The organism is Klenkia sp. PcliD-1-E (assembly GCF_024124375.1).
Taxonomy (GTDB): domain Bacteria; phylum Actinomycetota; class Actinomycetes; order Mycobacteriales; family Geodermatophilaceae; genus Klenkia.
In genome coordinates this window covers 1-11,436 of sequence record NZ_JAMXRZ010000123.1, presented here as the reverse complement: position 1 = coordinate 11,436, position 11,436 = coordinate 1, and the positions used below count along the sequence as shown (strand labels likewise).

Sequence of the window (11,436 nt, the reverse complement as noted above, 5' to 3'; positions counted from 1 at the left end):
CGGCCGCGCCGACCGCCTGCTCGGCGCGGGGCAGCACGTCGGCCACCTCGGCCGTGGACGCCGCGGCGTAGCGCTGCTGCAGGCCGGCGACCCGGGTCGCCTCACCGGGCAGCCGCCCGCGCAGCGCGGTCACCCGCCCGGCCAGGCCGGCCAGCACCTGCGGGGCGGTGTTCTGCAGGTCGCGCAGCGCGGCGAAGTCGGCGGCCGCGGCGTCCAGCCGGGTGTCGGCGTCGTGCAGCAGCTCGAGCTGCTCCGCCAGCTGCTCCCGCACCGCCCGGTCCTCCATCGGGGTGTCGGGGGTCTCGAGGAGGTCGAGCTCCTGCTGGATCGCGAACGCCCGGTCCAGCTCGCCGCGGGCGGTGGCCAGCGTGGCGGCGTGCTCGGCGACGGTCTGCTCGCCGAACTGCAACCGGCCGTAGTCCAGGTCCAGCTGGCTGGCGCGCACGGCCTCGTCGACCTCGAGCAGCCCGCTGCCGACCCGGTTGCGCAGCTGCTCGGTGCTCTCGTCGGGGAACGGCCCGTTGCGGCGGATGGCGTCCGCCTCCTCCGCGGCCCGGCGCCGCCGGCGGACCAGCGCGTACCCGCCGCCCCCGACCGCGCCGGCGGCCAGCACCCCACCGGCCACCCACCAGCCAGTGCGGTCGGGGCGCAGCTCGTCGGTGAGCGCCTGCACCCCGCCCACCCAGTCCTCGTCCCGGATGCGGTCCTCGACGGCGGCGGTGAGGTCGGCGAACTGCGCGTCGTCGACCAGCTCGTAGGACGCCGACACCGAGTACGACCGGTCCTGCACGGCCACGGCGAGCAGGACGTCGTCGGGACCGAGGTCGGACAGCCGCGCCGTCTCGTCGGACCAGGTGTCGGCCGGGATCCCGTCGAAGGAGTCGACGAAGGCGACGAAGACCTGGGTTCCCTGGTCGTCGCGCAGCCCGTCGACGGCCTGCTGGACCGCCGTCCGGTCGGCATCCGACAGCACCCCGGCGTCGTCGGTGACCTCGGTGACCAACCGCGACGGGGCCTCCGCGGCGGCCGGCCCGGCCAGCAGCACCGGCCCCACCGCCAACCCGACGGCGACCACCAGGCGGGACAGCAGCACGGCACGGGGGCGGGGCATGCGCGCCATCCTGGCCCAGCCCCGGGTCAGCTCGTCTCGCCGGAGGTCTGCATCAGGGAGAAGCCCGCCCCGGGCGGGCACCAGAGCCAGCCGGCTACTTCAGCCCATCGACGACGACCGCAGCGATGTCGGCGACGTCCACCTCGCCTGCGGCGATCGCGACCACCAGTCGCTCGGCGCGGTCGACGTCGAAGACCAGGTCGAACCCGTTGAGCAGGCAGAACACCCGGCCGGCGGCCCAGGCAAGCCTCTTGTTGCCGTCGACGAGCGGGTGGTTGCGCGCCAGGGAGTGCATCAGCGCGGCGACCTTGTCCGGGAACGTCGGGTAGGCGTCCGCGCCGAAGACCGTCGTCCACGGCCGGGCGGCTGCCGATGCGAGCATGCCCAGGTCCCGGACCCGGACCCCGTCGACGACCCCAGCCGCGACCTCGAGGAGGTCGTCCACGGAGAGGCGGTCGACGACCTCCTCGCCGGACGTCACTGCGCGAGACGGCGCAGCAGCTCGGCGTCCTCGTCCCGCACACGACCGATGGCGGCACGCAGCCGCGCCGGTCGGTCGCTGACGTACTCACGGATCGCTGCGCGAGCGACGTCCTGCATCGAGGTGCCGTCGCGCTCGGCCCTGGCCCGCAGAGCCTCGGCCTCGTCGTCGGTCAACCGCAGGTTCATCGCCACCCGATCACGGTAGCGCCGTGGTACCACGCTGTCAGCCGATCAGCGCAGGGCGGCCCACCGGGCGCGGCGCTGGGCCTGCTCGGCCGGGTCGGGCACCGGCAGGGAGGCCAGCAGCCGCTGGGTGTAGGGGTCCTGCGGGTCGCCGAGCACCTGCTCGCCAGTGCCCTCCTCGACCAGCCGGCCGTGGTGCAGCACCGCGATCCGGTCGGCCAGCAGGTCGACCACGGCCAGGTCGTGGCTGATGAACAGCGCGGCGAACCCGAAGTCCCGCTGCAGCTGGTCGAACAGCTCCAGCACCCGGGCCTGCACCGAGACGTCCAGCGCCGAGGTGGGCTCGTCGGCGATGAGCAGCTCGGGTTGCAGCGCCAGCGCCCGGGCCAGCGAGGCGCGCTGCCGCTGACCGCCGGAGAGCTCGTGCGGGAACCGGTCACCGAACGCCTTCGGCAGCTGGACGGCCTCCAGCAGCTCGTCGACCCGGCCGCGGGCCTCGTCGGTGTCCCCGGCCTGCCCGTGCACGACCAGCGGCTCGGCGACCGCGTCGGCGATGGTCAGCAGCGGGTTGAAGCTGGTCGCCGGGTCCTGGAAGACGAACCCGATCCGGCGGCGCACCGGGCGGAACGCCTTCTCCTTGATGCCGGCGACCTCGGTGCCCAGCACGGTCAGCGACCCGCCCGACACCGGGGTGAGCCCGGCGATGGCCCGCCCGATCGTGGACTTGCCGCTGCCGGACTCCCCCACCAGGCCCAGCACCTCACCCGGCGCGATGGTGAAGGAGACGCCGTCCACGGCGGTGAAGTCGGGCTTGCGGAACCGGCCGGGGTAGACGATCCGCAGGTCGCGGGCAGCGACCACCGGCGGCTGGTCGGCCCAGCCCTCGGGACGGCGGGCGGCCCGGTCGCGGGCCCGCGCGGCGCCCTGGCCGAGCTTGGGCACCGACCCCAGCAGCGTCTTCGTGTACTCCTGCTGCGGGTCGGCGAACAGCGTCGCGACGTCCGCGGTCTCCACTAGCTCGCCCTGGTACATCACGGCGACCCGGTCGGCGAGGTCGGCGACGACGCCCATGTTGTGCGTGATGAGCACGATCGAGGCGCCGAACTCGTCGCGGCAGCGGCGCAGCAGGTCCAGGATCTCGGCCTGCACGGTGACGTCGAGGGCGGTGGTCGGCTCGTCGGCGATGATGACGCCGGCGTTCAGCGCGAGCGCCTGCGCGATGACGATCCGCTGCTTCTGCCCGCCGGAGAACTGGTGCGGGTAGTGGTCCACCCGCTCCTCGGGGTCGGGGATGCCGACCCGGCGGAGCACGTCGACCGCGACCTCGCGGGCCTCCTTCTTCGAGACGTCCCCGTGCGCCCGCAGGCCCTCGGCGATCTGCCAGCCCACCGGGTAGACCGGGTTGAGCACGCTGCCCGGCTCCTGGAAGACCATCGCGGCGTCCCGGCCGCGCACGGCGCGCAGGTCACGGCCGGCCAGGGTGGCCACGTCGGCGGTCGTGCCGCCGTCCCGGCTGCGCAGCACGACCGCGCCGCGGGTCAGCGCGGTCTCGGGCAGCAGCCCGAGCACGGTGCGGGCCGTGACGGTCTTCCCGCTGCCGGACTCCCCCACGATGGCCAGCACCTCGCCGGGCTGCAGCTGCAGCGAGACGCCCTTGACGGCGGCGACGTCCCCGCCGTCGGTGGCGAAGGTGACCCGCAGGTCCTGGATGTCGACCACGGGCTCGCTCATCGGGTCCTCCCCTCGGTGCCGGCGGCGACGCCGCCCCCGGGCTCCACGGCGACGTCGGCGGGCGGGGAGGCGTCGGCGGCCCGGCGGCGGCTGCGCAGCCGGGGGTCGGCCAGGTCGTTGAGGCTCTCCCCGACCAGGGTCAGCCCGAGCACGGTCAGCACGATCGCCGCGCCGGGGAAGATCGAGGTCCACCAGATGCCGCTGGTGACGTCGGAGATCGACCGGTTGAGGTCGAAGCCCCACTCGGCCGCCGCGGTGGGCTGGATGCCGAAGCCCAGGAAGCCCAGCCCGGCCAGCGTCAGGATCGCCTCGGAGGCGTTGAGCGTGACGATCAGCGGCAGCGAGCGGGTGGCGTTGCGCAGCACGTGCCGGGTCATGATCCGCCACGTGCCGGTGCCCACGACCCGCGCGGACTCCACGAACGCCTCGCTCTTGATCCGCACGGTCTCGGCGCGGACCACCCGGAAGTACTGCGGGATGAAGACCACCGTGATCGAGATCGCCGCGGCGAGCACCCCGCCGACCAGGCTGGACTGGCCACCGCTGATCACGATGGCCGCCACGATGGCCAGCAGCAGGGACGGGAAGGCGTAGACCGCGTCGGCGATGACCACCAGCACGCGGTCCAGCCAGCCGCCGAGGTAGCCCGAGACCAGCCCGAGCAGCACGCCGGCCACGATGGACAGCACGATCGCCACCACGATGACGAACACCGCCGTCCGGGAGCCGTAGACGACCCGGGACAGCACGTCGTAGCCGCCGACCGTCGTCCCGAGCAGGTGCTCGCCCGAGGGCGGCTGCTGGGCGCCGAAGGTGCCGTCGGCGTCGCGGAGCTGGCCGTAGCCGTAGGGCGCGAGCAGCGGGGCGAAGGCCGCGGTGAGCAGCAGGATGCCGGTCAGCACCAGCCCGGTGACGAGCATGCCGCGCTGCAGGCCGACGCTCTGCCGCAGCTGGTGGACGACGGGCAGCTGCCGCCAGGTGCGTCGGCGGCTCACGAGTACCTCACCCGGGGGTCGATCAGCGCGGCGACGACGTCGACCACGAAGTTGGTGAGCGCGACGATGACGGCCAGCAGCGCCACGATGCCCTGCACGGCGACGAAGTCCCGCGCCTGCAGGTACTGCGACAGCTGGAAGCCCAGGCCCCGCCACTCGAAGGTGGTCTCGGTGAGCACCGCGCCCGACAGCAGCAGGGCGACCTGCAGGCCGATGACGGTGATGATCGGGACCAGCGCCGGCCGGTAGGCGTGCTTGCGCACCAGCCGGGACTCGCTCACCCCGCGGGAGCGGGCGGCCTCGACGTAGCCCGAGCCCAGCGTGCCGATCATGTTGGTGCGCACCAGCCGGAGGAAGACCCCGGCGGTGAGCAGGCCCAGGGCGAGCGAGGGCAGGACGGCGTAGCGCAGCACCTCGAGGACGAGGTCGCCGTTGCCGGAGCTGATCGCGTCGACCAGGTAGATGCCGGTGCCCGACCCGCTCCGGTTGAGCTGGATCTGCCCGCGGGTGGAGATGCGCCCGGCGACCGGCAGCCAGCCCAGCCACACCGCGAAGACCAGCTTGAGCAGCAGCCCGGCGAAGAAGACCGGGGTGGCGTAGCAGAAGATCGCGAAGAACCGCAGGACGGCGTCGGGGTACCGGTCGCGCAGCCGGGCGGCGACCATGCCCAGCGGGATGCCGACGAGCAGCGCGACGACGAGGGCGTAGACCGCCAGCTCGAGGGTGGCCGCGCCGTAGGTGGTGAGCACCTCGGTCACCGGACGGCGGTCGCTCAGCGTCGTCCCGAAGTCCCCCCGCAGCAGGCTGCCGAGGTAGTCGAGGTACTGCACCAGCAGCGGGCGGTCGTAGCCGGCCGCCCGCACCCGCTCGGCCAGCTGGTCGGCCGGCAGCCGCCCGCCCAGCGCCGCGGTGATCGGGTCACCGGTCGTGCGCATGAGGAAGAAGACCGTGGTCACCAGGATGAAGACGGTGGGGATGATCAGCAGCGCGCGGACCAGCAGGTAGCTGCCCAGCCCGCTGCCGCGGCGGCGTCGTCCGGCGGGTGCGTCCGCGGGCGCCGGCGGGGCCGGGTCCTGGGTCGCGGTGGTCATCGGGTCCTCACGGGGTGCTCCATCGTGGTGTGCGGCGGATGACGCACGTCCGGCCCCGGGCCACCCCGCGAGGGGCGACCCGGGGCCGGGTGCGGTGGGTGGATCAGCCGGCGGACAGGGCGCCGTACCGGAACTTGAAGGAGGCGTCGAGGGTGTCCGAGGCACCCGTGACACCGGACCGGACGACGGCGACCTGGGCACCCTGCAGGTAGGGCACCGTGGACAGGTCCTGGGCAACCAGCTGCTGGATCTGCTCGATCAGCGCCGTCCGCTCGTCGGCGTCCGGGGTGCTGGCCTGCTGCAGGATCAGGTCGTTGACCTGCTGGTTCTCGTAGTGGTTGCCGAGGAAGTTGTCCGTGAGGAAGAACGGCGTCAGGTAGTTGTCGGCGTCGGAGTAGTCCGGGAACCAGCCGAGCTGGTAGGCCGGGTAGACGTCGGCGGTGCGGTCCTGGGAGTACTGCGTCCACTCCGTGGTCTGCAGGTCGACCTGGAACAGGCCGGTGGACTCCAGCTGGTTCTTGATCAGCGCGTACTCGTCACCGGAGCTGGGCCCGTAGTGGTCGTTGGAGTACTGCAGGGACAGCTGGACCGGGGTCTGCACGCCGGCGGCCTGCAGGGTCTGCGCCGCCTTGTCGGCGTCCGGGCCGCCCTGGCCGTCGCCGTACAGGCTCTCCAGCGGGGTGGCCGCACCGGTCAGGCCGTCGGGCACGTAGGAGTACAGCGGGGTGTAGGTGCCGCGGTAGACCTGGTCGGCGATCTCGCTGCGGTCGATCAGGTCCGCGACGGCCTGCCGGACGGCGAGGGCCTTGGCCGGGTCGGCCTCGGACGTCGTCGCGCCGTAGGGCTGGGTGTCGAAGTTGAAGACGATGTAGCGGATCTCGCCGCCGGGGCCGTCCACGACCTCGACGTCGTCGTTGCCGCGCAGGTCGTCGATGTCGGTGGCCGACAGGCTGCGGAAGGCCACGTCGATGTTGCCCTGCTCGATGTCCAGCTTCAGGTTCGAGGCGTCGGCGTAGTAGGTGACGTCGACGTTCTCGGTCTTCGGCGCGCCGAGCAGACCCCGGTAGTCCGGGTTGGCGGTGTAGGAGACCAGGCTGTTGATCTCGTAGTCGGTGATGACGTAGGGGCCGGCGAAGGCGTTGCCGGACACGATGTCGTCGTCGGGGGTCAGCGCCTCGGCGTCGAAGACGTCCTCGTCCACGATCGGGCCCGCGGGGCTCGACAGGATCTGCGGGAAGATCTGGTCGTCGGCGGTCTTGAGGGTGAACACGACGGTGGTGTCGTCGGTGGCCTCGACCGAGTCCAGGTTGTACAGCAGCGAGGCCGGCCCGTTCGGGTCGTTGATGGCGACCATGCGCTCGAAGGAGAAGACGACGTCGGAGCTGGTCAGCTCGTTGCCGTTGGCGAAGGTCAGGCCTTCCTTGAGCGTCACCGTGTACTCGGTGGGCGAGGTGAACTCCGCGGACTCCGCGATGTCGGGCTCGACGTCGGGGCTGCCCAGCGGGGTGTTCATCAGGAACGGGTAGACCTGGTTCATCACCGCGAACGAGCCGTTGTCGTACGAGCCGGCCGGGTCGATGGTGGTGATCTTGTCGCTGGTGCCGATGAGCAGCGAGTCGCCGTCGCCGGAGCCGCTGCCGCCGCCCCCGCCGGAGTCACCGCCGCAGGCGGCCACGGACAGGGCGGTGAGGCCGGCGGCGGAGGCCGCGAGCACCCGGGTGGTTCGGCGCTGCATGCTGGAGGACCTGCTTCCTCGGCTGGTTCGGGCCGGACGAGCTGTGTGCTGGGCAGGCCGCGGCCGGACGACGTCCGGGCGGCGGCTGGCCGAACACTAGGTCGTCCCCCGGCGCGACCTGTGCGGCGGGGCGGCGATCGTCACCGGATCGAGACCTCCACGCCCCCGGGGCAGGATGGACTCCCGTGAGCGCTGACCTGGGACTCGGCCTGGCCGCGATCGGCCGCCCCGCCTACATCACCCTCGGCCGCGACGCCGACCTGCCCGGCGACCGCTCCCCCGCCGCGCTGGAGGCCCGGGCGCACGAGCTGCTGGACACCGCGGTGGGCGTGGGCATCGGCTGGTTCGACGCGGCCCGCTCCTACGGCCGGGCCGAGCAGTTCCTGTCCACCTGGTCCGGGCCGGGCACGGTGTCGAGCAAGTGGGGCTACACCTACACCGCCGAGGACCCCACGGTGGACGCCGACGAGGTCAAGACGCACGACCTGCCGACCTTCCAGCGGCAGTGGGCGGAGACCCGGGCCCTGCTCGGCGACCGGCTCGCGCTCTACGCGGTGCACTCGCTGACCGTCGAGAGCCCGCTGTGGGACGACGACGCACTGCTGCACCGGCTGGCCGAGGTCCGCGACGCGGGCACCCCGCTGGGCTTCTCCACGTCCGGGCCCCGGCAGGCGGACGCCGTCCGGCGCGGGGTGGAGCTGCAGGTGGACGGCGGGCCGCTGTTCTCCGCGGTGCAGAGCACCTGGAACCTGCTCGAGCCCTCGGTCGGGCCGGCGCTGGCCGAGGCCGCCGCCGCGGGCTGGCGGGTGCTGGTCAAGGAGGGCGTGGCCAACGGCCGGCTCACCGACCGCGGCCTGCCCGCCGGCTCGCCGCTGCGCGCGGCCGCCGACGCCGCCGGGGTGGGCCCGGACGCCGTCGCCCTGGCCGCCGCGATGGCCCAGCCGTGGGCGTCGGTGGTGCTGTCGGGCGCGGTCACGCCCGCACAGCTGCGCTCCAACGCCGCCGCCCGGGACGTCGTCCTGCCCGACCTCCCCGACCTGGCCGAGGAGCCCGAGGCCTACTGGGCCACCCGCTCGTCCCTCCCCTGGGCCTGACCACCACCGGCGTGGATCAGGTGCGACGAGGGATGTGCATCCTCCGCCACGGACGTCGGCGGCGGAGGATGCACGCTGCCCGTCCCACCTGATCCACGCCGTGGGGGGCCGGCCGGACGTGCGCCGCACCCCGAGGTGGGACGGCGGGGACTCAGATGCGGCGGCGGCCCTCGAAGGCGCGGCCGAGGGTGACCTCGTCGGCGTACTCCAGGTCGCCGCCCACCGGCAGACCGCTGGCCAGCCGCGAGACCTCCAGCCCCATCGGGGAGACCAGCCGCGCCAGGTAGGCCGCGGTGGCCTCGCCCTCGAGGTTGGGGTCGGTGGCGATGATCAGCTCGGTGACGGTGCCGTCCATCAGCCGGCTCATCAGCTCCTTGACCTTGAGGTCGTCGGGGCCGATGCCCTCGATCGGGCTGATGGCGCCGCCCAGCACGTGGTAGCGGCCCTTGAACTCCCGGGTCCGCTCGATGGCCACGACGTCCTTGGGCTCCTCGACGACGCAGATGGTGTCCAGCGACCGCCGGGGGTCGCGGCAGATGCGGCACTGCTCGGCCTCGGCCACGTTGAAGCAGATGCTGCAGAAGCGGACCTCGGCCTGCACCCGCTGCAGGGATGCCACCAGCCGGCCGACGTCGGCGGCGTCGGCGGCCAGCAGGTGGAAGGCGATGCGCTGCGCGCTCTTGGGACCGACGCCGGGTAGCCGGCCGAGCTCGTCGATCAGGTCCTGGACGGCACCCTCGTACATCAGAGGCCGGGCAGGCCCAGCCCGCCCGCGGCACCGGCCAGCGGGCCCATGGTCTGCTGGGTCAGCTCGCCGGCGGCCCGGTTGGCGTCGCGGACGGCGGCGACCACGAGGTCCTGCAGGGTCTCCACGTCGTCGGGGTCGACGGCCTGGGGCGAGATCTCGATGGCGGTGAGCTCACCGCTGCCGGTCATCCGGGCGGTGACCATCCCGCCGCCCGCGGTGCCGGTGACCTCGGCCGCGGCCAGCTGCTCCTGGGCTGCGGCCAGCTGCTGCTGCATCTTCTGCGCCTGCTTCATCAGCTGGGCCATGTCGGGCTGTCCACCGGGTCGCATGCGGACGAGGGTATGCCGTGGGTCCGACAACTCCCGTGGCACGCTGCGGGGCGTGCGGGCAGCGGCGGTCCTCTGTGCGGCGGTGCTGGCGCTCACCGGGTGCGGCGCCGCCGACCCCGCCCCGCAGACCGCGGCACCGGCCACCACCACCACCGCCACCACCACCGACCGGGCGACGACCCCGCCGACGACCAGCGCGCCGCCCACGACGACCCCGGCACCCACCACCCCGGCGCCCACGACGCCGGCACCGGTCGTCGTGCTGGACCCCGGCCACAACGGCGGCAACGCGGCGAACCCCGGGGTGGTGAACGCCCCGGTCCCCGACGGCACCGGCGGCACCAAGCCCTGCAACACCACCGGCACGTCCACCGACGCCGGCTACCCCGAGCACGCCTTCACCTGGGACACCGCCCTGCGGGTGCGCGACCTGCTCACCGCCGCGGGCGTGCAGGTCGTGCTGACCCGGCAGGACGACGCCGGCGTGGGGCCCTGCGTCGACGTGCGCGGGCAGCTGGGCGCGCAGGTCGGGGCGGCTGCGTTCGTCGGCATCCACGGCGACGGGGCGGCCGCCGGCGGGCGCGGGTTCCACGTCATCACCTCCTCGCTGGACCCCGGGGGCGCCCCGGTCGCCGCGGCCACCCAGCAGCTCGCGGTCGACCTGCGGGACGCCCTCACCGCTGTGGAGCCGGTCAGCGACTACCTGGGCAGCGACGGGCTGGACAGCCGCGGCGACCTCGCCGGGCTGAACCTGAACACGGTGCCGGCGGTCTACGTGGAGTGCGGCAACATGCGCAACGCCGCCGACGCCGCGCTGATGAGCTCCGACGCCGGCCGCCAGGCCCTGGCCGCGCAGCTGGCCGCCGGGGTGCTCGCCTTCCTCGGCCGCTGACCCGCCCGGCCGCTCAGCGGTGATCAGGGAGGTTGATCGAACTCCGTCCTCCTGCACCAGAGCTCGCGCAGGAGGACGGACGTCCGTGCAGGAGGACGGCGGTCAGCGGGGACGGAGCGCCGGCCCGACCACGGAGGCCAGGTCGTCGTCGGTGGATCGGGACGCGGGCTGGTCATCGCACCGGCGTCCAGCGCAGCCACCCTGGGCGTGCAGGCCCCCGACGCCGGGGTCGCTCGGCGGCGGTGAACACCTTCCAGCAGATCGGCGGCTCGATCGCCACCGCGGTGCTGTCGGCGCTGGCCGTTACCGCCGCCTCCGACGCGCTCGCCGCCGACCCGGACGCCACGCCCGTCGTGGGTCACTGACGCCGGGCGCGCCGGTCAGCCGTCGATCGGGTGCGCCCCGAGCTGGGTGCGCAGCAGCTGCAGCGCGGCCTGCTCCGGGTCGACCGGCGGCGGGGCGTCCCGGCCGTCGGCGGGCTCGGCCGACCGCTCGGCCATCAGCTCGTCGGCCTCCGCGCTCTGCGCGGCGTGCTGGGCCTGCTGGGTCTCCTGCGCCGACGGCGGCGGCCCGCTGCGACCAGCCGGGCCGGACGGCGGAGCGCCCCCGCCGTCGACGACGGTCGCCACCCGCCAGCGCACCCCCAACAGCTCGTTGAGCGCCTCGCGGATGACGTCCTTGTTCAGGTCGTCGCCGAGCCGGCGGGACAACGCCGGCGAGGTCGTCGACAGCGTGAGGACACCGCCGCTGAGGTCGTGCACCTGGGCGTTCTTCAGCAGCGCCTCGGTGGTGCGCTTGTGCCGCTTGACCACGCCCATCAGCTCGGGCCAGATCCGCCGCACGTCGGTGGTGGTCAGCTCGCCGTCGCCGGGCTGCTGGTCGGGCGGGTTGGCCGACACCATCGGCGTGGGCTCGCCGCCGCGGGGAGCGGGGTCGGACTCGGCCGCCGCCCGGGGCTGCTCGGCCGGTCGCGCCGGCGGCTGCTCCGCCGGACGGGGCTGCTCCGCCGGACGGGGCTGGGCCGGCCGCTGCTGCTCGACCGGG

General features: G+C 74.0%; 12 protein-coding genes and 1 pseudogene. 3 read left to right on the top strand and 10 right to left on the bottom strand.

Annotated elements, in window-relative coordinates; all coding sequences use genetic code 11:
* The 7 genes from NH342_RS19030 to NH342_RS19000 form a co-directional block, all read right to left on the bottom strand.
* Positions 1-1,111, bottom strand: a 1,111-nt coding sequence (locus NH342_RS19030; RefSeq protein ID WP_253017260.1) for a YgcG family protein, incomplete at its 3' end; no start/stop codon positions are given.
* A gap of 94 nt (positions 1,112-1,205) precedes the next feature.
* Positions 1,206-1,592 (bottom strand): type II toxin-antitoxin system death-on-curing family toxin, encoded by a 387-nt coding sequence (locus NH342_RS19025; RefSeq protein WP_253017259.1) that lies wholly within the window; start codon positions 1,590-1,592, stop codon positions 1,206-1,208.
* Positions 1,589-1,780 (bottom strand): ribbon-helix-helix protein, CopG family, encoded by a 192-nt coding sequence (locus NH342_RS19020; protein ID WP_253017261.1) that lies wholly within the window; start codon positions 1,778-1,780, stop codon positions 1,589-1,591. The genes NH342_RS19025 and NH342_RS19020 overlap by 4 nt, the downstream gene beginning before the upstream one ends.
* A gap of 45 nt (positions 1,781-1,825) precedes the next feature.
* On the bottom strand, positions 1,826-3,508 hold the full coding sequence (locus NH342_RS19015; RefSeq protein ID WP_253017258.1) for an ABC transporter ATP-binding protein: 1,683 nt from the start codon (positions 3,506-3,508) through the stop codon (positions 1,826-1,828).
* The gene (locus NH342_RS19010) at positions 3,505-4,503 is read right to left on the bottom strand and encodes an ABC transporter permease (RefSeq protein WP_253017256.1); all 999 of its coding nucleotides are present in this window, start codon (positions 4,501-4,503) and stop codon (positions 3,505-3,507) included. Before NH342_RS19010 ends, NH342_RS19015 begins: the two co-directional genes overlap by 4 nt.
* Positions 4,500-5,594 (bottom strand): ABC transporter permease, encoded by a 1,095-nt coding sequence (locus NH342_RS19005; protein WP_253017254.1) that lies wholly within the window; start codon positions 5,592-5,594, stop codon positions 4,500-4,502. The genes NH342_RS19010 and NH342_RS19005 overlap by 4 nt, the downstream gene beginning before the upstream one ends.
* Positions 5,595-5,697: 103 nt before the next feature.
* Complete coding sequence (locus NH342_RS19000; protein ID WP_253017252.1) at positions 5,698-7,329, bottom strand: ABC transporter substrate-binding protein; 1,632 nt, start codon at positions 7,327-7,329, stop codon at positions 5,698-5,700.
* A gap of 185 nt (positions 7,330-7,514) precedes the next feature.
* Here NH342_RS19000 and NH342_RS18995 point away from each other — a divergent pair, with 185 nt between their 5' ends.
* Entirely contained in the window at positions 7,515-8,423 is a 909-nt protein-coding gene (locus NH342_RS18995; protein WP_253017250.1) for an aldo/keto reductase, read from the top strand.
* A 151-nt stretch (positions 8,424-8,574) separates the two neighbouring features.
* Here the strand turns inward: NH342_RS18995 and recR are convergent, their stop codons facing one another.
* Together recR and NH342_RS18985 are read right to left on the bottom strand one after the other, a co-directional pair.
* Complete coding sequence (gene recR, locus NH342_RS18990) at positions 8,575-9,171, bottom strand: recombination mediator RecR (protein WP_374209488.1); 597 nt, start codon at positions 9,169-9,171, stop codon at positions 8,575-8,577.
* Positions 9,168-9,500: a YbaB/EbfC family nucleoid-associated protein gene (locus tag NH342_RS18985; RefSeq protein WP_253017235.1), complete on the bottom strand. Its 333-nt coding sequence runs from the start codon at positions 9,498-9,500 to the stop codon at positions 9,168-9,170. The genes recR and NH342_RS18985 overlap by 4 nt, the downstream gene beginning before the upstream one ends.
* A gap of 52 nt (positions 9,501-9,552) precedes the next feature.
* Here NH342_RS18985 and NH342_RS18980 point away from each other — a divergent pair, with 52 nt between their 5' ends.
* On the top strand, positions 9,553-10,392 hold the full coding sequence (locus tag NH342_RS18980) for an N-acetylmuramoyl-L-alanine amidase (protein ID WP_253017233.1): 840 nt from the start codon (positions 9,553-9,555) through the stop codon (positions 10,390-10,392).
* Positions 10,393-10,634: 242 nt separating this feature from the next.
* A complete protein-coding gene (locus NH342_RS23720; protein ID WP_256480801.1) occupies positions 10,635-10,757 on the top strand; it encodes a hypothetical protein in 123 nt (40 codons plus the stop codon).
* Positions 10,758-10,772: 15 nt separating this feature from the next.
* Here the strand turns inward: NH342_RS23720 and NH342_RS18975 are convergent.
* A pseudogene (locus NH342_RS18975) lies at positions 10,773-11,436 on the bottom strand (DNA polymerase III subunit gamma/tau); the annotation flags it as partial.

Coding starts and splice junctions, on each gene's coding strand:
- NH342_RS19005 (WP_253017254.1), bottom strand. CDS start 5,594: ATGACCACCGCGACCCAGGACCCGGCCCCGCCGGCGCCCGCGGACGCA.
- NH342_RS19015 (WP_253017258.1), bottom strand. CDS start 3,508: ATGAGCGAGCCCGTGGTCGACATCCAGGACCTGCGGGTCACCTTCGCC.
- NH342_RS19020 (WP_253017261.1), bottom strand. CDS start 1,780: ATGAACCTGCGGTTGACCGACGACGAGGCCGAGGCTCTGCGGGCCAGG.
- NH342_RS18985 (WP_253017235.1), bottom strand. CDS start 9,500: ATGCGACCCGGTGGACAGCCCGACATGGCCCAGCTGATGAAGCAGGCG.
- NH342_RS19000 (WP_253017252.1), bottom strand. CDS start 7,329: ATGCAGCGCCGAACCACCCGGGTGCTCGCGGCCTCCGCCGCCGGCCTC.